Genomic DNA, 20,816 nt, shown 5'->3' on the forward strand with positions numbered 1-20,816 from the left:
GTATCTCGCGGGTCCCGCCACTGCGCAAATGGTGCTGGTCATGGAGAGCGATGGCTCTCTGACCCCGTCCCGCTCCCAGAACAGCTTTGCCCGCAATTACAATGATGGCATTGGACAGGGGTCGGCGGCTGATGGGCTGGCGATACTCGGTGAGACTGACCTTGGGCCAGACGAAGTTCAGGTTGCTGCCCTTGCGCGGCCTGCTCCCCTACCCCGCGCTGAAGTTCTAAATGCCATAGAAGCCACCGCCCTTCGCTATGCCGGGCACCCTGCGCTGCGCCGCGCAGACCTCTCGGTTCGTGATTGGCTGACGCTCTACCGTGCCAATATCGAAGTCGAGAGCGCCTATCGGCAGGATGCGGTCTCGAGTGCTGGCGCCATTGGCCTTGGTCAATTGATGCCCGCGACGGCGCGCGATCTTGGCGTCGATCCGCGTGATCCCCTTCAAAACCTCGACGGCTCCGCCCGCTATCTTGCGATGATGCTGAACACGTTTGGCGATCCGCGTCTTGCCCTCGCGGCCTACAACGCCGGGCCGGACGCTGTGCGCCAGTACGGCGGCATTCCCCCCTACAGAGAAACCCAGAACCACGTGGCCCGTGTCATGGCCGTCGTGGCCCGATTGGAAGGATCAAATTCATGAGACAGATTTCAAACCTCTTTGTCGCCTCACTGGCGCTATTCCTGCTCATTGCCGAGCCCGCCCTTGCCCAAAGCATCGATCTATCCCCGATCCAAAGCTTGTTGCAGGGCATTGTCGATGCTCTAACCGGCCCGCTCGGCGTCGTGATCGCCACACTCGCGGTCCTTGGCGTTTTCTTGAGCTGGTTCTTCAATATCATCGATCTGCGTCAGGCGCTCTGGGTCCTCGTCGGGATCGCTGGTGTTGCGGCCGCTCCCACCATCGTCGCCGCGGTTTTCGCCGGTGGCTGAGCGCGCGCCTCTCTTTCTGGGCCTCGTGCGCCCTCCGAAGCTTCTGGGCCTGCCCATCATGTACGCGATGGTCTGGCTTTTCGGCTCGGTGCTCTTGTTCGTCTGGGTCCAGCACATTGCGGTGCTGGGCGTAGCCGCCCTGCTCTACCCGGTTCTCTGGAAGGCCGCGGACTGGGATCCGCGTTTCATCGACGTGATGATGACGGCGCTGCAAGAGACGCCGCCCACGCGGAACCGCTCCATCCACGGCGGGGACAGCTATGCCCCGTGAAGCCGCGCTTGATCTCCGCACGATGACGCCGGAGTGGTATGCGCGCGAGACCCGCCTCGCGCACATGCTGCCCTATGTGAGCCTCGTCGATCACCAGACCGTGCGGACCCGGGTCAACGAGCTTTTCCAGTGCATCCGGCTCGACGGGGTCAATAGCTATACGACCGATGACGCCTATCTCGACAAGGTGACCGCGCTCTTTGCCCGGATCATTGCGCAATTGGGGCCGGAGTTCAGCTATTACGTCCATAAGGTCTCGAAGGCGATCACGCCGGACCTCGAGCCGCTGCGCGAGGACAGTTTCGCGGGAGAAGTCGACCGGCTCTGGCGCAAGAAGCTAGAGACCAGCGGGCTGCGCGACAAGACGCTCACCCTTACGATCATCCATCGCCCGCCTCCAAAAAGCGTCCTGCCATTCCTGAACCGCAGCGCGCCGGATCGCCTCAAGGAAGCGACCGAGAAGCGCCTTCGCCGATTGGGCGAGGCCGTGAACGTGTTCCTGTCTGGCCTGACGGAGCTTAACCCACGTGTGCTTTCGGCCAAGTCCGGCGAGTTGATTGGCTTCCTAGGGGCCCTCAACACTGGCCAGGAACTGCCGCTCTATCCGGCGAACACCTATGGCTTCCTGTCCTTCAACGTCGCCAACACGCGAGTGACGTTTCAAGGCGATCATTTCGAGCTCTCGGAAGGCGTCGTGGGCCATCGCTACGGCAAGAGTTTCACCATCGGGGAATACTCGGAAGGCACCTCCTGCACCATGTTCGACATGCTGAACCTGCCGGTCGACATGATCGTCACCCATTCCTTCACACCGATCAATTCGAACCTCATGGCGGGCCGCATCAAGCGGCAAAAGCGCCAGATGCAGGCGAGCCAGGACGCGGCCCTCTCGCTCCTGGAAGCGCTCGACATCGCCGCCGATGATCTCGAGGCCAAGCGCCAAAGCTTCGGCGAGCATCACATGGTCGTGACGCTCTTCTGCGAAACGCTGGACGAGCTGCAGACGCTCAGCGCCGAAATCGTGAACGCCGCCGCGACCGAAGGCGTGAAGATGATCGGTGAGCGGGTCGCCGCAAAGGCCCATTACCTCAGCCAGCATCCCGGCAACCAGCCCAAGCGCGTGCGTGCCAGCGCCGTCACCAATCGCAACTTCGCGGATTTTGCGGCCTTTCACCGGACACAGCTCGGCAAACCCGCAGCACTTACCCCTTGGGGCCGGGTCGTCACATATTTGCCTACGCCCGAGCAAAGCGCCTATCGGTTTTCCTATCACGAGCAAGGCTCGCCCGACAAAGAACCGACCAGCGGCCATACCCTGATCATGGGACGACCCGGGTCGGGCAAATCGGTGCTGTCGGCCTTCCTGATGACCCAAGCCCGTCGAGCAGGGGCGCGGATCTTCGTCTTCGATTACCGTCTTGGTATGGAGATGGCGGTCCGCGCGAATGGCGGGCGCTACGCGTCCCTGAACGCAGGCCAGCCCACGGGTCTCAATCCGCTCTGGACCGAAACCGATGCGCGGGGGACCGCCTGGCTCTCGGACTGGCTTGCCACGCTTCTCTACCGCGCCGACAAGCCCCTGACGCCCGCACAGACCAACCGCATCCAGGAAGTCGTGCGCCAGAATGCCCAGGCCTCCAATCCGGCCCTGCGGAACTGGCGGGATTTCGCATCGCTTTTTGTGTCCACCGATGATGGCGGCGATCTGCACCAGCGCCTGCTCGAATGGTCTGAGGACGGCCGCTATGGCTGGATCTTCGGGCAGAGCCTCGAGGACACCTTCTCGCTCAAAGGCGATGTCGTGGGCTTCGATCTGACCGGCATTCTCGACAGCGAGGCCGACAAGGAGCGGATGGCGGTTCTCTCCTATCTTTTCCGCCGGGTCGAACGCGAGATCGAGGATCGCCGCCCCACCATCATCGTGATCGACGAGGCCTGGAAGGCCCTCGATAACGCGTATTTCGCCGAGCGGCTGTCGAACTGGCTGGTGACCGCGCGCAAGCAGAACACCGTCGCGGTGATGATGACGCAATACGCGAGCCAGCTCGAGCGCACCCGGACCGGCAAGACCATCGTCGAGGCCGTGCCGACGCAGATCCTGCTGCCCAATATCCGCGCGCAGCCTGCGGATTACGCCATGCTGAACCTCACGGAGAAGGAACTCGACGTCCTTCTCAACACGGGCAGCAACAGCCGCCTGGCGCTGATCCGCGACGATCAGGGCTCGATCGTCGTCGATGCCGATCTGAGCGCCCTTGGTCCCACGCTCACCATCCTCGGCGGCATGGAGAAAGGCGAGGCGCTCGTCGGCGCCGATTACCGCGACCGCCCAGACTTCTGGAGGCTTTCATGATCCGTATTCTTATCACTTTGGCTGCGCTCGGCGCGCTGACCTCCTGCACCCAGTATCGGGAGCCGCAGGCCAATTGCTTTTCCTTTCTCGCCTCGACGGCAGCGACAGCCCAGGATTGCCACTTCGCACCGCTCGGCGCGCCGGAGGGCGACGTTGACGTCTAGCCTGCCTCATATCCTCGCGTTTTGCCTGCTGCCCGGTCTCGGCTTCGCCCAAGGTGTGCCGACCAATGACAGTGGGCTGACCGCGCGTGACATCGTCGAGACCGGGGATCGAGAGACAGACCTTGCCATCCAGGCCGACAAACTTGCAGTGCGCGAACTCATCGCCGAGATCGAACGGGAGCAGCTGGAAACCCTCCGACGCATCCTCGATGCCCAGACCAGCTTCGGCGGTCAGGGCCTGCCCGCCATGGTCTCGGGGCTGGAAAGCGGCAGCGGCAATCCCGACCGCGCCGTGGAAGCCGTCTATGGCACGGGCGAGATAGATCCCAATCCCGGCGGTGCGCAGATGTTCGGCGACGCGTCCGAGACCATCGAGCAGCTCATCATCCGCGTCGCCCAGGAAACCAGCGGCTTTGCGGGAGTTGGCCGCGCAGGGCTCTCACCCGTCCAGTGGCGAGCGCTTCTACAGGCCCTCATCTGGCAGGAAAGCCGGTTTACGATTGGGGCACGGTCTCCCGTTGGCGCCTATGGTCTCACCCAGATCATGCCGGGCACCGCCAGCGATCTCGGCATCAATCCGGAATATTACGACAGCCCCTATCTGCAGGTGCATGGTGGCGCGCGCTATCTCGCGACCCAGCTCAACACATTCGATGGCAACATCATCAACGCCCTCGCGGCCTATAACGCCGGACCCGGCCGGGTTTTCGAGTATGGCGGCGTGCCACCCTTCCGCGAGACCCAGCACTACGTGTCGGTCATCCCTGAACGCTACAATCTCTATCTGACCCGTATCGGCGGGATCGAAGCGCTTGGCACGATCGACCCCACGCTTCTCGCCAATGCCAACCTCTCGCTCACGGGTCATGGGGCGGCCTTTTATGGCAGCAACTCACCAGCCGCGATCCGCCAAGCCGCCCTGCGCATCCGCGATATCGTCGAACGGATTTCCGAGACTGAAGACGTGCAGGAAAGCATCGCACTCAACACCTATGCCCGCGCCGAACTCGTGCGCCTCGTCGCTGCCCGCATCCGGCTTCAGGCGGCGCGCACCCGCGTCCTTTCCGCCGAAGAGCTGGCCCAGGCCAGTGCGCGTATGGCCGAAGGCACGTTCATGGAATTCACGATCAGGGAGATAGACTGATGAGAGATTTGCTCGTGAGGACGGCATTGGCCACGACGCTTGGGATCGGTCTGCATCTCGGCACCCTGTCCGCTGCCGTGGCGCAAGGTGTGCCGGTCGTCGACACCCAGAATATCGCGCAAAACATCCAGCAGCTCCGGCAGATGATCGAAGACGAGATTCTGCAAAACGAGCAGCTGACGCAGCTCCGTGAACAGCTTGCCACACTCACGGATCAACTCGCGGAGCTGCAAAGAACTTATGAAGCACTCACCCGCCTTGCCGAGCTTCCCGAGATCATCCGCACGGAAATGGAAGACGAGTTGAACGGCCTGCTCGACCAAGAGTTCGGGGACATCCTCGCCACTATTGAGGCGATCAAGACTGGGGATTTCTCGGGCCTGTCCGGTTCTGGCGCAGGCGAAATCGAAACCCAGATGGACCGGGTGCTGGCCGATCTCGGCTTCGATGAAGACACCCTCTCGGAAATGGCCACCAGCGGCAATCCCGGGGCCAACCGCGTGGCGACGCAGGCCACGACCGGTGCGCTCGTCTCGGCGGCGGCCCAGAACAGCTATGAGGATGCCGGCCAATCGCTCGAGCGGGTAGACCGCCTTGTCGGGCTCATCGACGACATGGAAGAGCTCAAGCAAAGCGTCGATCTCAACACGCGCGTGACAGCTGAATTGGCCATCGCCCTCGTGGCGATGTGGCAGCTGGAAGCGATTCAAACCGTGGGCGATGGCACGGGCGGCGTGATCGATGCCGCCACCATCGCCGAAGAGCAGCGCTTCATGGATTTCACCTTGCCGGACCTCCGGGCCGAGTGATTGCGGGGTGTGACACGTGGCGAGTGAACAAGAGATCATCGAGGAAGAACTGGTCTACGGTGCCTTGCGCCGCGAACGGCTCTGGCAACGCCTTGGTCTGGCAGGTCTTGTCTTCGGCATCATCGGCTGTCTGAGTGCCGCGGCTGTCTCGATCCTCGATGTCGATCCGCCCCCCGTCGTTGTCCCCTATGATCCCGCTACCGGCTTTGCACTCCCCGAGGCCTCGGTGGGCGCTTCCTCGGTGACCGCCAACCAGGCGATCATCGAGGCGGAGGTCTTCCGCTATGTGACCGACCGGGAGATCTACAATCAGCTCGATAACGATCTGCGCATCCGCAGCGTCCTGCGCCGCTCGGACGGGGCCGCCGAGAGCAGGCTGCGCCAGATATGGAACAGCGCAAATGAAAACTATCCACCGACCGTCTATGGCCCCAATGCCCGGCTCGACGTGGAAATTCTCAGCATCAACCGGATCGGATCCAACCGCGCCACCGTGCGCTTGCGCAAGCGGCTGACCTCCATCAACGGCACCCAGACCGGGCTCTTCACCGCCACGCTTCTCTTCGAGTTCCGTCCCGAAACCCGTCGCTCCATCGACGAGGTCTGGACCAATCCGTTTGGGTTTACCGTGCTCGAATATTCCATCCGCTCCGACAGATTGGAGAACTGACGTTGTTGTTTATAAGATCGCTTATTTTTGTCATTGCCCTGTTGCCCGGCCTCGCCTCTGCCGAAGCGATCCCGCGCGGTGGTCCAAATGACAGCCGCGTGCGCTTGGCCACCTACCAAGAGGGCCAAGTCTATCGTCTCAATGTCTCGCTCACCCACGTGACCACCATCGAGTTCGGCGAGGGCGAAAGCATCCGCTCGATCATCGCGGGCGACACGGAAGGGTTTGAGATCGACGGTGTCCCGGGCGGTCAGGCCTTCGCGATCAAGCCTGTGGCGCGCGGGGTGCATACCAATGTGACAGTCTATACGAACCGCCGGAGCTACTACTTCAACGTCGAGGAGGTCCGCAGCCCGACCTTCTACGTGGTGCAGTTCCGCTACCCTGACGACGCTGCGCGCCCGACCCGGGCCATCGCCGCCCAAGCGCCGAACTACAATTACGGCGCCAGCGCGAGGACCGAGTTCACGCCAACGCGCATCTGGGATGACGGGACGTTCACTTATTTCGCCTTTCCAAGAAACGCCCCTGTGCCAGCGATCTTCCGCTACGCGGGCGGCCGTGAACGCACGGTCAACACGCAAACTCCTGAAGACGGCGTGATCCGCGTCAGCGGCGTGAACCGCCAATGGGTCCTGCGACTGGGCGAAGAGGTGGTCTGCATCGAGGCGATCCCGCCCGCGGAGGCCACCTCATGAGCGATACCGGGAACACCGAGCTGGAAAAACGCCTCGCCGCCCTTGAGAAAGGCAGTGCCCGCGCGCCCATAGCGGCGCAGCGCCGGTCGCCCTTTCTCGCGCTGATCGTGGTCCTCGTCATCGGCGCAGGTGGTGCCCTGCTCTATCTCCTCTCACAGCCCGACGAAGAGGAAGCCTTGCCGACGGCCACCCCGGACGTCTTCCAAAACGAGGGGGACGGCTTTGGCGCTATCGAGACCTTGCCCCCGCCCGAGCCCGAGGTTGTGTTCGTCGGACCAGACCCCGTCGAGCCCAACGCGGAGCTTCTGGCGCAGATCACCGCGCTGCAGGCTCAGATCGAGGAATTGCGCAACGCCCCCGAACCGGTCGTCGAGGAAGACACCGCCGCCGCAGAGGCGATCGACGCGCTGACCGCTCAGATTGCGGCGCTACAAGCCGCCTCGGAAGCCGCACAGCAACGATTCCAGGACGAACTGACGGCGCGGGATCGCAGCCTTGAGCAATTACGCATGGATCTGGAACTGGCCCAACTCGAGGCCAGCCGACCCCAACCCGCCCCAGCGGGCCCCACGGAAGATGAGCTGCGCGCACGCGAGCAAGAGCGACTGCGCCGGGAGGAAGAAGCCCGGCGCATGGCCGAGCTGGAGCGCCGCGCCGCGGAGGAACGCGCCTTCCAGGAACGGCGCATCACCTCGCCCACTATCGCATTTGGCGGCACGTCCGGAGCGAATGAAACGGCTCTGACCGAACGCACTTTTGGCGAGGTGACGGATTTCGTGCTGAACGGTGCGCTGCCCTCGACGGTGACGCAGGCCGAGGTGATCGCCAATCCCTCCAACACCATCATCCAGGGCACCATGATCCAAGCCGTCATGGAAACTGCCCTTGACAGCTCCCTGCCCGGCCAGACCCGTGCCGTGGTGTCCGAAGATGTCTACAGCGTCGATGGCGTGCGCCTCTTGATCCCCCGCGGATCGCGTCTCATCGGACGCTACCGCGCTGGCGTCGATATCGCGCAGCGCCGCGTTACGATCGCCTGGGACCGGATCATCCTGCCCGCGGGCCAGACCGTTCAGATCAGCTCCTTCGGAGGTGATGAACTGGGCCGTTCTGGCGTCACCGGTTTCGTGGACACGCGCTTTGCCGAGCGTTTCGGGTCGGCCGCCCTGATCTCGCTGATTTCCGCCGCACCAAGTGCCGCCGCCTCCGAGGTCCAGGATGAGACTGCGGCCGACGCTCTCGAAGACGTGGGCGATGATCTGGCAGATGCGACGGACAGCGTCATCGGCGATTACCTCTCCATCGGCCCCGTCATCTATGTCGACCAAGGCGCGCGCGTCACTGTCATGGTCGACCGCGATCTGGAGATATTCTGAGCCCATGTCGCTGAGCTATCTCGAAACCTCCCTCGACCGGATCGAAGCCGCCGCCCGCGACGATGTCATCGAGATCTGCATCAACCCCGACGGGACCTGCTGGGGCGAATTCCAGGGCGATCACTTCATGCGCGCGCTGGATCAAAGGCTGACGGGCGTTCAGGTCAGGGACCTCGGCAACCAGATCGCCTCCTCGGCCAATACCACGATGAGCAAGGACCGCCCCATCGTCTCGGTATCGATCACCTACAAGGGTCGCCCGATCCGGGCACAGGTCATCACCCCGCCCGCCGTGCTCTCGGCCATGTCGATCAGCTTGCGGTTCTTCTCGAGCCTGCCGCTCGAGGGCATTGCGCTCGACTTTCTCTTTGGCAAAGAGCGCAAGCTCGAAGACCTGCGCGTCGAAAAAAAGCGCGCCTTGCGCGCCGTGGTGGCCGCGGGTTTGATCGATGATGCGCTGGCCTTCTGCGTCGAGAACAAACTCAACATGATCGTCTCGGGTGGCACCTCCACCGGCAAGACCGTCGCCGCGCGCAAGATCCTCTCTCACGTACCGGCCGAGGAACGCATCGTCACCATCGAAGAAGCGGCCGAGCTGCTGCCGACCCAGCCAAATGCAGTGACCCTCATCGCCAATCGCGACGCGGAATTCCAGACCGCCGATGTGCTTCTCACCGCCACGCTGCGCATGCGCCCCGACCGGATCATCCTGGGCGAAGTGCGCGGCAAGGAGGCCATGACCTTTCTGGAAGCCATCAACACCGGCCACGGCGGGTCCATGACCACGCTGCATGCCGAAACACCGCAACTGGCCGTGCAGCGGCTTGCGATCGCAGCACTGAAAACCGAGATCCCGATGACCTATGCCGACATGATCCAGTACATCGAAAATTCCATCGATGTGATCATCCAGGCCGGTCGCCATGACGGAAAACGCGGCATCACGGAATTCTACCTCCCCGGAGCAACTGAGATTGGAATTTCCCCATGAAGACCTTTGAATACAATATCCTGTCTTTTCCCATGACCCGCAAAACCAGCCTTGCCGACATGCAGGCCAGCCTGAACGAGAAGGGCGCAGACGGGTGGGAGGTGGTGTCGATCAGCACTTCGGAATTCGCCAATGTAGGACACACCGTTTTCCTGAAGCGTGAAACCATAGCCACCGGAGCCACGGCATGAGGCAGGCGCAGCACCTCGCCTTGGCCGCGCTGGCCCTAAGCCTGACGCCTACTTTCGCCGTTGCCGAGCGCAACCTAGTGCCAACCCTCGATCGCAGCTTTGACGTCTGTCCGGACCGGCCCGCCGAGCCCGTCTGGATGCAGGAAATCCCGCTCCGCCAAGCCTATCAGCGGGTTCTGGTTCAGGACATCTACCGCGCCCAGAACCTCGAGCGCATCGTCCAGACCGGCAGCTGCGATTGCGAGATCCGGTTCCCGTCCTGGGACGCGGCCGAGGCCGTGTTTCGGGAGAGCTACGCGAGCGACGAACGATGGGAAATGCTCGAAGCCTCGGACGGCTACAACCGCCGCGCCAACGCCGCCCGAACTGCCGCCAAGGCCATCTGCGACGCCGCAGGTAATTGGTAAGGCAGCCCCGCGATGAGTGTCGTCACCTACTTCGTTGAAACCTCCCAAGCCTATCTCGACACCGCCGCTGAGACCCAGTTTGGTGCGGTTGCAGCAACGGTCGGCACGCTCCTGGTTTTGGGGACAACGCTGGTAGTGATCCTCGTCGGAATCAACATGATCTATCAATATCGGGCCATGGATGGGCACACAGCCTTCTGGCTCGCGGTCAAGATCGGGCTCATCGGGATATTCGCGACCAATTGGATGCAGTTCAACGCGTTCTCGTCAGCCATTCTCTATGGGATCGACAGTATCGCGGGTGCGCTGATAGCCTCCGTCGGCGGCGGCAGTCCGGGGCCCTCTGGAACTTTCGCCGAAGAATTCGACCGGCTGATCGCGGAACTGGGCGACTATTTGAACGCTGCCGGGTCCGAACTGAACTGGATGGCCGGCGCCATGCTCGACATCGTCGGTGTTCTTCTGCTCTCAATCCTCGGCGGACTGGCCGCCTTCATCCTCGTGGCCTCCCGCCTGATGATCGCGCTCCTGATCGGGATCGCCCCGGTGATGATCTTCCTGACCCTCTTCGAGGTCACCAAGGATTATTTCACGCGCTGGCTGTCCGCGCTGATTTCCTTTGCGCTATACCCCATCGTCGTCGCAGGCGTGTTCGCAACGATCACAGGCGTTTCCTCCGCACTCATCGGTGAACTAGGCGATCCCGAAGGGGCCTCAAACATCGGCGCGCTCATCCCCTTCTTCATGATGGTGCTCATGGCCAAGGGTTTCATTATCGCCACGCCCTTCATCGTCCGCGCGATCTCCGGCAACATCATGATGCCCGCCCTCTCCGGAGGTCTCGGCGGCGGCTACAGCTTTGCCCGCGCCGCCATGGGAGGTCAGCAGGCCTACAATCGCTACCTCATCGGCGGGGCCAGTGGCGCAGAATACGCAGCCCTCAGGGCGCGGCAGTTCTTTGGCGTGCAGCAGATGCCTGCAAGGCAAGGCATGGGGCAGAAGGGTTCCGGAGGAAGCACAGGATCCGCAGACTCGGGATCAAAAATGCTGGCGCAGCTTGCGAGACTGGCACGACTTGGTCGACGGTGACAGACCAAAGCGACCATCCATTCGGCACCGAGGTCGCCGCGTTGCGACTCGTCGAAGCTGTCATTTGGTAGGTACGCTAGCTTGCAGCAAAATGTCTAGAAAACACCGTCAACGGCCCTGATCGTTGAAGCGGTTTTGCCAAAGAAAGCATCAACGTCGCTCAACCGAAATCTAGCGTCTTATTGTCCTCAGTGTAGTGGGGGCCAATTATGTAATCGTCCAACTCAAGCTCTGGATTCATCATTGAAGTCGTAAATATGACCTGGTTGGGTAATGGGGTTTCCGTCGTGAGCTTTACAATGAGCTCCTGAAAACGGTGGCTCCGTGATGGCGTCATACCCTTGTCTTCAATGTTGTCAAAAAGGGCGAACCTCGGGTGGAAGAAGTCTTTGTCCGCACATGCCGCAAGGTGGAGACCAAGAATGGCTGCGTTCTTTAGGAAGACGTTGCTGCTTTCCGAGAAATTCGCCAAACCGTCCAGCAAGATCGCATCATCTTCAAAACTTAGGTCGACATGGTCTGCGACCTTAAACTCTTCCTGCGCGCCACTGTCATCCATGCGAAGAATGGCTGCAGCCTTGGAGGATACAAGGCGCAAAGCGCTGCTTCGACGCCTTGTTGCGGCTTTCTGCAACGCCGTTCTTTGATCTTTTGCGCGGGTAAGGTCTGCATTGAGGCGTTCCTTTTCTGCTGAAAGTTCGTCTAGCTCCGTCGCTCTCTGAATACTGCGCCGTAGCTGTTCGAGCTCCTTATCAATCCGGCCAATCGCACTGTACCGTTCTGCCAAGAATGCTTCGCGGGGCGAATTGCTCATCTCGAACTTCAACGCGAATTCCGCTGTGAGCTGCTCATAATTTCCCTGCAACTTGCCATAGTGCCGTTTCGCGTCGCTGAAGCCTTGAAGCTCTTGTGCCAAAAGTTGGCGCGATTCTTTGATCTGAAGCTCAATATCAACACGGATGTAGTTGTAGCGGCTAGCTGACACCTCCTGGTCAATCTCTTGCCCGCACAAATGGCAGGTGTCGTCATCCACTTTACTCGAAAGGGTTTGTAGGCACGAAGGACAATGCGAGAATTCAATACTGCCAAGCACCTGCGCGGTTCGCTCCGCACTTTCAAGTATCAAGAGTGATTGGGTGAGATGATCAATAAACCTTTTCAACTCCATCTGTTCAAGCTTGCTGCTCTCCACCTTGCGCGATGTGGTAGCTAAGCTTTGGCGGAGTGCTTGAAGTTTTGCTATGGCCTGTTTTCTGTCTTTGAAGAAACTCGCATTTTGGTCGCTGCTCACCGCGTCATCAACGCCTTCAATTTCTGCGGTAAGCTTGCGTTTCTTATTCTCTAGCCCGTCAATTTCGCTCTCGATCGCCGAAACGGTAACGCCGATCTGATCGGGGAAGGAATTCAGCAATGCAGACCATTTGCTATCAACCGCAGCGAACTTACTCTCGAGTTCCCGAATTGAAAGCTCAACTTCAAACAGGCCAAAGCCTCGGATGCCACAGATGAGGTCTCCTACCGCCGTTCTGATCGTCGCCTTGTCGAAGCTCTCAAAGCGAAACAATCGGGGCGCGGGCGTTCGTTGATCAGAATACAACAAACGCATAAGTTGGTGGCTTGTGATGTTTGAAGCGCCATCGCTTTGCGCTTCCGGCAAAAGCATAGATCGGAACAGAACTTCCGTGAAGCTCAAGTTGCTTTGGCCGCGATAGATCGGGTACTTCTCCCAACCTTCGATACCGTGCTCACCGCCAGCTTCAATGTCTCCGAAGTACACCCAGACTGGAGGCCGCCCTTCGACCTTTTCGCGCCTTAATGACAGCTTTCCACGCGGTGTCGATATCTGAGCTTGAACTTCTTCGACACGTGCTGTCGCTGGCTTCCATTCCTTAAACTCACCTCCAAGGATAAAGAAAATGAAGTCAGCAATGGTGGATTTGCCAACACTATTCTCTCCTCGGATAATATTGACCCCGGCGTGAAATTCTTGGTCGTAAACGGGTTTGCCGCGCGCCATTACGCGAAGCCTGTCCAACCTTAAGAAACTATGGTCAAAGTCAGTCATAGTAACGCAGCCCTGTTCTACTTCTTAGGTCCGAGTTTGACGCAAATTCATCTGTCGCCATTAGGCTGACCATGAAATCAAGAGCGATTGTTTCGGTTTCGCCTTGGTGAACATTTGACAAATCACTCGCAGTCCGTCGGCCAATATTTGTCAAGGCAACAGCGCCAACATCATAACTTTCCTTACTCAAGATTTCCTTTGCGACGAGAGAGACAAGCGCGCGTTTTTGTATGGGGGTCATCGAGTGAAAAAGCAAAGTCGCGGGGGGAAAAACAACAAACTCATCCTTCTTTTTAGGAAGGCCCAGCTCGCCATATCTATTGCGATACGTATTTGTCATCTTGATGTCGCCGATCAAAGCAGGTGTAGCCACAAAATAGTCTAATACAAATAACCGCTCGATTGAGAGCGCGTCACCTTGCCAGCCATCAAGAATTCTAAGGAACCTTCGTGCTGCTGAGGCAACATCCAATTGAGGATACCAAAGACGGGACTTCATCGTTCAGTATCCCAACGTATGTGGCACTGCTCTGTGAGGAAATAGATGGCGCTTTGGATGTTGGTAGCACCAAAAGTCGTAGCTCCGATCTTTTTGTTGGCGAGAGGTTCGATGACTTTTTCCTGAACCGCATTGTCGATTTCTTCTTCTGTCGCCCCTTTGCAGACCAACGGGAAGTAAACTTGCGCCTGAAAGCGCTGCTCAACTTCACTCAAAAGGAGATCGTAGTCAGAACGCGTGCCTGGCTGCAAACCAAGACTCATATACTTACGTGCAAAACTGTTCTGACGGCTGTTCGCATAGGTGTATCTGTTTTCGCGGTCCGCAGCGTTCATTTTTTCCCACAAATCTCTGCGGTCATAGTCTGCCTTTTCAGAATACCCTTCCGCAGCGATCTGGGTATCGTGATCGCTAAGTTCCGGTGTGTCCGCTGCTAACTTCTTGGCTTGTTCGATGTGTCTATTCACACTGGTATAAATGGCGCTTTCCTTGGATTGAGGCTTGCAAATGTTGATGTGGTCAGCCTCAATGGGAATTGGATCGGTGCCGCTGATCCCGGGATTGGCGCAGTTCATGGGAACTACTTGAACGACACCAGAAAGTCTCTGTGACTCGTAATATGCAACGTTCTTTAGGTTTTCATTGCTTGCCACATATTTACCGTAGGTGTCTCGGATATACTCAAGCACAGTGGTCTCACCTGACAACGCAGTGATATGAGACGAAGACCAGCCAGGGAGTTCTTTCTTCACGACTTGCGGTAACGGGGGAGCTGAATGCGGTGTTGCCAAAAACATTACGCGCAACGTCCGAGCGGCAAGTGCGGCGGCTTGCTCGTCGCTTGAGCCATGGCAGTGGTTCAATAACAGTTTTGTTATGATCCCACCAAGGCTGTGCGTGACAAAGATTATGGGGCGTTTGCAAACGCCTTTTCCACATAGAATTTCTGTTGCCAGTTTGGCGAGCTCGAAGATATCGAGTTCTTTTTTGATCCATTTCTTAAATTTGCTGGCCGGATAACCGAACGTGCACACACGGACGTCAGGGTGATCTTCTGCCATCCAGTCTGGCCAGTAGCCCGCCTTCGATGTCCAGGTCTTTTTCGGGTCTCCGGTCAGCCCATGTACAAAAACCACATCGAGCAGTGCTTGTTCTGGGTTATGAACAATTGTGAACGAAACTTCTTCGGGCACTGGAACATCTATCTCGATTGTTTTCCTAACTCTCGCACAACATATAGTGGAGAGCTAGACCGTAAATTGCCCATTTCGAAGTTCGCCAGTTTGGCGCAAGGAGAGCGATCAGCCAGAAGATTCAAGAAAGGACTACAACAAATGTCTTCTTTTTGAAGCACGCCATGTATATAACGTGTCCGCAGCGACAGTCAGGAACCCGCCCTCCCTGACAGACAGGCGATGCCCACCACGCTATCGAGCAACCAGCCTTTCACCACCGTCCTCTTGCAGCATCGCTTCCATTTCGTCCAACCCATCAACGGCGGAGCGCATCTGCGCATCATCATCCACCCCCACTGTCTCGACATCCGCAAGCTGTCCCCCAAAATCCATCTCCATCTGGCGCTGTTCCTCGGCGATAACGGCTTGAACGACAGGCGTGGTCTTCTTTGGAACTACATCAGATTGCCCTGACGGTTGACCGTCAACGACCTCGCGTGCCCTCTCCACATCTGCTTCAGATCCACGCGGGCCGTCCGGTGGCGGCGTCATCGGCATGGCGCGCATACTCAACGACAGATTGCCTTGCGGCCCCCCTCCCCCCGGCTCCGGAAACGGCAACTCGCCGGTCTGCGCCGCGTGGATCGCCTTGAACAGCCGATCGTCAAAATACTGGATCCGCTTCGCACGGACCGGCATTTGGGCATCGATGACCATGACGATCTCATCGAGCGGAAGGCGGCGCGCTTCATCTTCAGGGAGCAGAGAGCTTTCTTCGGTCCTTGTGGACTGGCTGCGACCTTCGAAGGGGTTCTTGCCGATGGATTGGGAGCGCGTGACCACGGTCTTCGTGGTCTTGCCAACCGCCTTACTCAGTTCCTCGACAGTTTTCTCATCCGAGGGCGTCAGGTACAGTTTCACGCCGGCATTGCCCTGCAGCGCACGGCGGGTGTTCTCGCCGTAGATTTCATCGAGGGCGGGGATGGTTTGTGTCACTACGGCCAGATGGCCACGATAGGTCCGCAGGGTTTCGATGCTCTCGACTACGATCGGCATTTTGCCAAGGCGATTGAACTCATCGAGCATGATCATCACGGGCCAAGGCTCATCCGGCCCGGGGTCCTTTTCCTGCATGGCCGAGAGAAGATCGGAGAAAAACAGCCGGATCAGCGGCGCAAGCGGCTTCACCATCAGCGGCTGGACCACGAGGTAGACCGAAAAGGGCTTCTTGCGGATCGTCCGGAAATCAAAGTCCGACACCGCCGTCGCCTCATCGATCGCAGGGTTCTGCCATTGATCGAGCCCCGAGGTCATCAGGAGCGAAACGTATGAGGTCAGCGTGTCGTTGTTGGTCGAGGCCAGACGCGTGAAGATCAGCTTGGCGGCCCTGTTCTCCACCTCGTGGCCGCGCGCAAAATACTCCTTCTGCTTGTTCCCGCCCGAGGCAGCGATGCGGTAAATCTCGCCCAAGGTCGGGCGCTTGCGCTGGAAGGCCAAAAGCCCTGCCGCCACGAAGAGATCGATCCCGCCCTTAAGGAGGCCCTGCACCCGGTCGTTGTCACTCTGCAGGAACAGCGTCGCCAAGAGCTGCAGTTCCATCTGCTGGCGCGCAGGATCTTTCAGTTGATAGATGCGCAGGAGCGGGTTGTAGCGATGGGTGCGCTTGCTCTCCCAATCCGTGGGAGCAAAGCGATAGACCTTGTCGCCCTGGGCTGCGCGGTGCCGCGCCGTGGCCTCGAAACACTCGCCCTTCACATCGAGCGTCACGGCAGAGCCTTGCCAGGTGAGCAGGTTCGGAATGACAAAACCCGTGGTCTTGCCGCGACCCGTGGGGGCCACGATCAGCGCATGGGGAAAGACCGTCGAGCAGATGTAGTTGGCGCGGGAGCCCGGCGCCCCAAGTTTACCGAGGATGAATCCCGTCCCGGGCGCGCCGAAGAACCCATTGGCCTTCATCTCGCGGGAGGTCTGCCAATGGGTCTGGCCAAAGCGTGTGAGCGCGGACCCCGACAGGGCGAGGCTCAGCATCATACCGGCGGCGGCGAAGCTACCGATGATCAGGTGGATGAGTTGGGCGTCCTCCGGGCGGCGATCGAGGATCGCCAGATAGTTCTGCGCGATATAGGCAAAGTCGATCTCGGCCCCGAAGCCAAGGTCCTGGTAGGTCAGCACCGCCGAGGCGATGGTATAGCCCATGGCCCCTGTCACCAGCGTCACGAGCAGGACGCCCGTGGCGATCCGGACTTTTCCCATGGCGGCGCTCAATGGACCTGGCCCCGCTCGGTCTCGCCATCCACGTCTGTCGCGCGGTGTTTTTCATACTCGGCGTCGGCAAGTTCATCGACCACCTGGCGCAAGGCCTCGGTGTTGGCCGTCGCCGCATCGGATTGCAGGTAGACCTTGGCGACATAGAGCCGGTCGAGACGGTCCTCGAGAACCTTGTCCAGCGCATCGGCATCGCCGGATGTGAGGCGGCCCAATTGGCGGTCATCCAGCACGCGCGCGATCTCCTCGCGGAAGGCGTACCGCTCCCCTTCGGTCTCGAAGGGCGCGGACAGCTCGCCTGCCCGCTGCTGGTCCAGGACACGCACAATCTCGCCTGCGAGACGGTCGGTACGGTCAGACTGCGGCGCAGTTTCACTGCGGGCTGCGAGGGGTGCGTCACGCGTGCCAACCCCAAGCCCCTCACGCATCTCGGTTTCGCGGCGGACCTGATTGATGGCCTCCGTGTCCCGGATCTCGACGACGGCCGCATAGGTCGCGCCGAGCCCACGGGCGAGGTGAGACGGCATGTCCGGATAGCGCGCGCGTAAGTCATCCGTGACGGCATCTGCAACGGGCGTACGGAGGTCGCGTCCCTCCATGATGCGGTCGACTTCGCGGGTGATCGCTTTGGCGCGGGCTACATCGGTGATGGTCTCCCTGTAGGGTTCAGACCGGTCGATCACATCGTCCGGACGGGCGAGCAGGTCCGGATGGGCCTCGAGATACGCGCGCTGCTCCGCCTCGATGCGGCGCTCCGCCCGTGAGGCAACCTCCCAGTCCCGGTCCTCGATCTGCTGCGCGGTCAGGCCGTCTGCGCGCATCTCCTGACGGATTGTCCCTTCCATCGCCCGGACCGCGTCCAGGTGATAATGGAACCGCTCGCTGACCGCTTTCTCCTCCACGACCCCATCCCGGCGCAGCACGTTCTCCCGTTCCAGAAGCGTGCCAAGCTCGACATGCACGTCATTCAGGATGTCACGCGCCTTTTCCAGGTCGGCGCGGCGTTCGAGGTTCAGATCCCGCGCCTCGGCCACCTTGGAGAGATCATCGGCGATCCATTGATGCTCAAGCGCGGCATTCGAGGCGCCGGTTTCGATCCGGGCGACCACTTCCGATGTGCTGATCCCGGTTCCGCGCAGGGCGGTGTCTATGCGCGACCGCAAGTCCGTCTCGGCCAGACGGTCCAGCTGACTGGTGTCGATGTTCGCCTCTGAGTAGACCCCGCCCTCCGACGGCACCTCAGACAGTGTGCTCGAACGTAATCCGAGCGGCTGCATGTGCTGGACCTGCGTCTGGATTTCGATGAGGCGTTTTTCCAGCACGGGACGTTCGGCGTCGGACTTTTCGGCGATCATGCCCTGCACCCGCGCGAGCTTCTCCGCATAGAGGCTTCTCAGATCCTCGAAGCTTTGATCCTCGGCCATATAAACATCTCCTGTTCGGTCCAGCTGCCCGCCATGCGCCAGCACCTCGCCCGCGCGGAAGAGTGCCGCGGCGATGTCTTCCCGGGCCTCCCGGGAGGCCTCTGCGGCAAGCGAATGGTAGACGGTCCTGGTGTTGGCGATCTCCGCCAGCGTCCGGGTCAGGTCCTGCCCCACGCGTTCGCGCTCGCGGGGTGCGCGCCCCTCCTGTTTCGCCGCATAGACCTCGCTGGTGCGGGCGGGGTAATGCACAACCCCGCGATCCACCCGGCGCGTGGCCTCCAGGCGCACGCCATACTTTTCCGCCTCCTCGACCATGGCGAGGCGGAAGTCGTCATAGTTGAAGCGGTGGTTGCGCCCCAGAAAGAAGAACTCGCCTTCTTGTGAGCGGCGGTTCAGCACCAGATGCGCATGGGGGTGATCGCGGTCCTCATGCACCGCGATGATGTAGTCGAAATGCCCCGCGTCGGTCTGGAAGAACCGCTCGGCCACATCCGTCGCGATGTCGCGCACATCCTCCCCGCGCGTGCCGATGGGGAACGACATGAGCATATGGGTCGTCTGTCCAAGCTTGGGCTTGAAGCCCGCATCCCACCGCTTGGCAAAACGCTCGGTGAGGTCCTTGATGTCCTTCGCTTCGAGCTTCGCCTTGCCATCGAAGAACCCGCTGCTGTCCACGATATGGGTGGACTTGGTGGTGAGGTACTCGAGCTGGTTTGTGAGCTGTGATTTGGTATGCGTACCGCCGCCCCGAATCGCCTTGAAGACCGCTGGCCGATGCCCTGCCGCCGCGCGCACAAGCTGGCTCTGCTTGGCGACATGCAGCCCCTGCATCGAGCCCCGGATCCGGCTCCAGCCGTCCCGGAAAACCTCGCCCGTGACGGCATCGACAGCATCATTCAGCCGCATGCGCAAACTCCCTCAGCGCGGCCGTGGCCTCGAGCTGCATCGCGTCGCGACGGCGGCGCAGGAGCAGATCGATCTCGTCAGCGGAGTCGAGGATGAACCGCGCCAGTCCGCGCATCTGCGCGAGGCGCAATTCGGAGAACTCCGCACGCGTGCCACCATTAGCCCCCTGCCCCATCTGGTTGGCCCGCGTCATCTGCTTGGCGATCTGCGCGACCCCATTGCCGACCTCGTGCAGAGAGGCGCGGTAACGCGCCATTTCGGCCGCCATCTGCGCGTCCGGAACGAACACCCCGCCTGCCGCCTGAATGAGCCGCCGCAGACCCTCGGCCCGGCTCTCGATCCCGGCCGCGGCCAGCACCGCGTCGAGGGCTGCCAGCTCCGCGGTCGTCACCTTCACACTGACAGCGGAGACCGGAATTGCGGCATCCGTCTGGCGCTCGGCATCGGCTTTCAGAACGTAGCGCACGGCCCGCGATGTGACCTCGAAACGCTCAGCCAGCTCAGACGTCGACACACCCTCCGCGGCCTCGCGGACGATCTGCATCTTCTCGATCTCTGTCAGGCGTTTTGTTCGGGACATGCGGAAGAAAGACCCCCTATTTCCTGCCACCTTCCACCAAGGCTGCCCCCACCTTACGATAATATACCGCGCTGTCAATTATATACTTACGTTGCATTCGGGCTCAGGCAGCCTTGGTGTCCGCTTCCCCCGCAGACCGCAGGGACGCGGGCCTGCCCCCTCGCCACCGGGCGACCCACCTGTCCAATAGGCCCCCTTCCCCAGCACCGCCCGCAGGTCTGGCCGAACACCAAGTGTTCGGACGGAACCGCGGGCGGGCGCAAACCCCACCGACAGGGCGGACAGGCAGGGTCAAGGAGGGCCAGATTTGGCTCCGCCAAATCTCTGCCGCAAAAACCGGGAGGCCTTGGCCGATAGGTTTTTGTGGATGGCCCCCTTGAGGCTGACTGGCCGGTCTGTCGCGGCCTGATCATTCCGAGCGGCGATCGTCCGTTGCGCGCGCAGCGACCGGCACCAAGAGGAGGTCACCTCGGGCGAACTGACCGCCGGACACGGCATCCCTGGAACAGGGATCGGGCCGCCCCAAGATCGTCCTGGGGCGGCCCATCCTCGCCAGAGGATTTAGTCCTGGGGATCTTTCGCGCTCGGTGGGAACATCACCAGCTCCGAGACCGCGACCGGGAAGTCGAGCTTGAGGCTGAAGAACTCCGAGCCGTCCCCGTTGCGGGTGTTGCGGAACATGGCGCCCACGCGTTGGAATCGGGTGCGCTCCTGGCCATCGGTATCGGTGAACTTGACGGGAACGGTGGCGACGTAGTGGTTGGTCATTTGGGTTACTCCTTATTGCGATGAGGATCACCCAGCAC

21 protein-coding genes are annotated in these 20,816 nt (G+C 60.5%); 14 read left to right on the forward strand and 7 right to left on the reverse strand.

Translation table 11 applies throughout. From position 1 onward, the window contains the following. The first annotated feature begins 28 nt into the window (after window positions 1-28). The 14 genes from DSHI_RS22005 to DSHI_RS20065 are packed head-to-tail and all read left to right on the forward strand — an operon-like array spanning window position 29 to window position 11,096. Complete coding sequence (locus DSHI_RS22005) at window positions 29-643, forward strand: lytic transglycosylase domain-containing protein (protein ID WP_012187322.1); 615 nt, start codon at window positions 29-31, stop codon at window positions 641-643. After that, entirely contained in the window at window positions 640-933 is a 294-nt protein-coding gene (locus tag DSHI_RS20010) for a TrbC/VirB2 family protein (RefSeq protein WP_012187323.1), read from the forward strand. Before DSHI_RS22005 ends, DSHI_RS20010 begins: the two co-directional genes overlap by 4 nt. Next, window positions 926-1,204, forward strand: coding sequence for a VirB3 family type IV secretion system protein (locus tag DSHI_RS20015; RefSeq protein ID WP_012187324.1), 279 nt, complete (start codon window positions 926-928; stop codon window positions 1,202-1,204). The genes DSHI_RS20010 and DSHI_RS20015 overlap by 8 nt, the downstream gene beginning before the upstream one ends. Next, on the forward strand, window positions 1,194-3,557 hold the full coding sequence (locus DSHI_RS20020; protein WP_012187325.1) for a VirB4 family type IV secretion/conjugal transfer ATPase: 2,364 nt from the start codon (window positions 1,194-1,196) through the stop codon (window positions 3,555-3,557). Before DSHI_RS20015 ends, DSHI_RS20020 begins: the two co-directional genes overlap by 11 nt. Then, the gene (locus tag DSHI_RS22655; RefSeq protein ID WP_012187326.1) at window positions 3,554-3,721 is read left to right on the forward strand and encodes a hypothetical protein; all 168 of its coding nucleotides are present in this window, start codon (window positions 3,554-3,556) and stop codon (window positions 3,719-3,721) included. The genes DSHI_RS20020 and DSHI_RS22655 overlap by 4 nt, the downstream gene beginning before the upstream one ends. A gap of 55 nt (window positions 3,722-3,776) precedes the next feature. Continuing rightward, on the forward strand, window positions 3,777-4,865 hold the full coding sequence (locus tag DSHI_RS20025) for a transglycosylase SLT domain-containing protein (RefSeq protein WP_044029513.1): 1,089 nt from the start codon (window positions 3,777-3,779) through the stop codon (window positions 4,863-4,865). Continuing rightward, window positions 4,865-5,674 carry a type IV secretion system protein gene (locus tag DSHI_RS20030; protein WP_012187328.1) on the forward strand — a complete coding sequence of 270 codons (810 nt, stop codon included), beginning with the start codon at window positions 4,865-4,867 and terminating at the stop codon, window positions 5,672-5,674. The genes DSHI_RS20025 and DSHI_RS20030 overlap by 1 nt, the downstream gene beginning before the upstream one ends. Window positions 5,675-5,690: 16 nt before the next feature. Next, a complete protein-coding gene (locus DSHI_RS20035) occupies window positions 5,691-6,344 on the forward strand; it encodes a VirB8 family type IV secretion system protein (RefSeq protein ID WP_012187329.1) in 654 nt (217 codons plus the stop codon). A 2-nt stretch (window positions 6,345-6,346) separates the two neighbouring features. Further along, window positions 6,347-7,042, forward strand: coding sequence for a TrbG/VirB9 family P-type conjugative transfer protein (locus DSHI_RS20040; protein ID WP_012187330.1), 696 nt, complete (start codon window positions 6,347-6,349; stop codon window positions 7,040-7,042). Then, on the forward strand, window positions 7,039-8,418 hold the full coding sequence (locus DSHI_RS20045; RefSeq protein ID WP_012187331.1) for a TraB/TrbI/VirB10 family type IV secretion system protein: 1,380 nt from the start codon (window positions 7,039-7,041) through the stop codon (window positions 8,416-8,418). Before DSHI_RS20040 ends, DSHI_RS20045 begins: the two co-directional genes overlap by 4 nt. Before the next feature lie 4 nt (window positions 8,419-8,422). Next, complete coding sequence (locus tag DSHI_RS20050; protein WP_012187332.1) at window positions 8,423-9,409, forward strand: ATPase, T2SS/T4P/T4SS family; 987 nt, start codon at window positions 8,423-8,425, stop codon at window positions 9,407-9,409. Next, a complete protein-coding gene (locus DSHI_RS20055; RefSeq protein ID WP_044029492.1) occupies window positions 9,406-9,600 on the forward strand; it encodes a DUF4177 domain-containing protein in 195 nt (64 codons plus the stop codon). Before DSHI_RS20050 ends, DSHI_RS20055 begins: the two co-directional genes overlap by 4 nt. Continuing rightward, window positions 9,597-10,007 (forward strand): hypothetical protein, encoded by a 411-nt coding sequence (locus DSHI_RS20060; RefSeq protein ID WP_012187333.1) that lies wholly within the window; start codon window positions 9,597-9,599, stop codon window positions 10,005-10,007. Before DSHI_RS20055 ends, DSHI_RS20060 begins: the two co-directional genes overlap by 4 nt. 12 nt (window positions 10,008-10,019) lie before the next feature. Continuing rightward, window positions 10,020-11,096, forward strand: a complete 1,077-nt coding sequence (locus DSHI_RS20065) for a TrbL/VirB6 family protein (RefSeq protein ID WP_012187334.1) — start codon at window positions 10,020-10,022, stop codon at window positions 11,094-11,096. A 160-nt stretch (window positions 11,097-11,256) separates the two neighbouring features. On the opposite strand, the gene DSHI_RS20070 is transcribed toward DSHI_RS20065, so the two are convergent. The 7 genes from DSHI_RS20070 to DSHI_RS20095 form a co-directional block, all read right to left on the reverse strand. Beyond that, the gene (locus DSHI_RS20070) at window positions 11,257-13,161 is read right to left on the reverse strand and encodes an ATP-binding protein (RefSeq protein WP_012187335.1); all 1,905 of its coding nucleotides are present in this window, start codon (window positions 13,159-13,161) and stop codon (window positions 11,257-11,259) included. Then, window positions 13,154-13,660, reverse strand: coding sequence for an ABC-three component system middle component 5 (locus DSHI_RS22450; protein WP_099911246.1), 507 nt, complete (start codon window positions 13,658-13,660; stop codon window positions 13,154-13,156). The genes DSHI_RS20070 and DSHI_RS22450 overlap by 8 nt, the downstream gene beginning before the upstream one ends. Next, window positions 13,657-14,853, reverse strand: a complete 1,197-nt coding sequence (locus tag DSHI_RS22010) for an ABC-three component system protein (RefSeq protein WP_044029494.1) — start codon at window positions 14,851-14,853, stop codon at window positions 13,657-13,659. Before DSHI_RS22010 ends, DSHI_RS22450 begins: the two co-directional genes overlap by 4 nt. A 234-nt stretch (window positions 14,854-15,087) precedes the next feature. Continuing rightward, the gene (locus DSHI_RS20080; RefSeq protein ID WP_044029496.1) at window positions 15,088-17,088 is read right to left on the reverse strand and encodes a type IV secretory system conjugative DNA transfer family protein; all 2,001 of its coding nucleotides are present in this window, start codon (window positions 17,086-17,088) and stop codon (window positions 15,088-15,090) included. A gap of 8 nt (window positions 17,089-17,096) precedes the next feature. Next, on the reverse strand, window positions 17,097-19,430 hold the full coding sequence (locus DSHI_RS20085; protein ID WP_012187338.1) for a relaxase/mobilization nuclease domain-containing protein: 2,334 nt from the start codon (window positions 19,428-19,430) through the stop codon (window positions 17,097-17,099). Then, a complete protein-coding gene (locus tag DSHI_RS20090; RefSeq protein WP_012187339.1) occupies window positions 19,417-20,010 on the reverse strand; it encodes a transposase in 594 nt (197 codons plus the stop codon). Before DSHI_RS20090 ends, DSHI_RS20085 begins: the two co-directional genes overlap by 14 nt. A gap of 561 nt (window positions 20,011-20,571) precedes the next feature. Then, window positions 20,572-20,778 (reverse strand): hypothetical protein, encoded by a 207-nt coding sequence (locus DSHI_RS20095; RefSeq protein ID WP_007120662.1) that lies wholly within the window; start codon window positions 20,776-20,778, stop codon window positions 20,572-20,574. Window positions 20,779-20,816 lie beyond the last annotated feature (38 nt).

The organism is Dinoroseobacter shibae DFL 12 = DSM 16493, assembly GCF_000018145.1.
In the GTDB taxonomy this organism is placed as follows: Bacteria; Pseudomonadota; Alphaproteobacteria; order Rhodobacterales; family Rhodobacteraceae; genus Dinoroseobacter; species Dinoroseobacter shibae.

What these genes read in the sequence shown, in the direction of transcription:
- DSHI_RS20020 (WP_012187325.1), top strand. Translation starts at nt 1,194, where the DNA reads ATGCCCCGTGAAGCCGCGCTTGATCTCCGCACGATGACGCCGGAGTGG.
- DSHI_RS20065 (WP_012187334.1), top strand. Translation starts at nt 10,020, where the DNA reads ATGAGTGTCGTCACCTACTTCGTTGAAACCTCCCAAGCCTATCTCGAC.
- DSHI_RS20090 (WP_012187339.1), bottom strand. Translation starts at nt 20,010, where the DNA reads ATGTCCCGAACAAAACGCCTGACAGAGATCGAGAAGATGCAGATCGTC.
- DSHI_RS20070 (WP_012187335.1), bottom strand. Translation starts at nt 13,161, where the DNA reads ATGACTGACTTTGACCATAGTTTCTTAAGGTTGGACAGGCTTCGCGTA.
- DSHI_RS22450 (WP_099911246.1), bottom strand. Translation starts at nt 13,660, where the DNA reads ATGAAGTCCCGTCTTTGGTATCCTCAATTGGATGTTGCCTCAGCAGCA.
- DSHI_RS22655 (WP_012187326.1), top strand. Translation starts at nt 3,554, where the DNA reads ATGATCCGTATTCTTATCACTTTGGCTGCGCTCGGCGCGCTGACCTCC.
- DSHI_RS20060 (WP_012187333.1), top strand. Translation starts at nt 9,597, where the DNA reads ATGAGGCAGGCGCAGCACCTCGCCTTGGCCGCGCTGGCCCTAAGCCTG.
- DSHI_RS20045 (WP_012187331.1), top strand. Translation starts at nt 7,039, where the DNA reads ATGAGCGATACCGGGAACACCGAGCTGGAAAAACGCCTCGCCGCCCTT.
- DSHI_RS20080 (WP_044029496.1), bottom strand. Translation starts at nt 17,088, where the DNA reads ATGGGAAAAGTCCGGATCGCCACGGGCGTCCTGCTCGTGACGCTGGTG.
- DSHI_RS22005 (WP_012187322.1), top strand. Translation starts at nt 29, where the DNA reads ATGGTGCTGGTCATGGAGAGCGATGGCTCTCTGACCCCGTCCCGCTCC.
- DSHI_RS20010 (WP_012187323.1), top strand. Translation starts at nt 640, where the DNA reads ATGAGACAGATTTCAAACCTCTTTGTCGCCTCACTGGCGCTATTCCTG.
- DSHI_RS20050 (WP_012187332.1), top strand. Translation starts at nt 8,423, where the DNA reads ATGTCGCTGAGCTATCTCGAAACCTCCCTCGACCGGATCGAAGCCGCC.
- DSHI_RS20055 (WP_044029492.1), top strand. Translation starts at nt 9,406, where the DNA reads ATGAAGACCTTTGAATACAATATCCTGTCTTTTCCCATGACCCGCAAA.
- DSHI_RS20095 (WP_007120662.1), bottom strand. Translation starts at nt 20,778, where the DNA reads ATGACCAACCACTACGTCGCCACCGTTCCCGTCAAGTTCACCGATACC.
- DSHI_RS20085 (WP_012187338.1), bottom strand. Translation starts at nt 19,430, where the DNA reads ATGCGGCTGAATGATGCTGTCGATGCCGTCACGGGCGAGGTTTTCCGG.
- DSHI_RS20030 (WP_012187328.1), top strand. Translation starts at nt 4,865, where the DNA reads ATGAGAGATTTGCTCGTGAGGACGGCATTGGCCACGACGCTTGGGATC.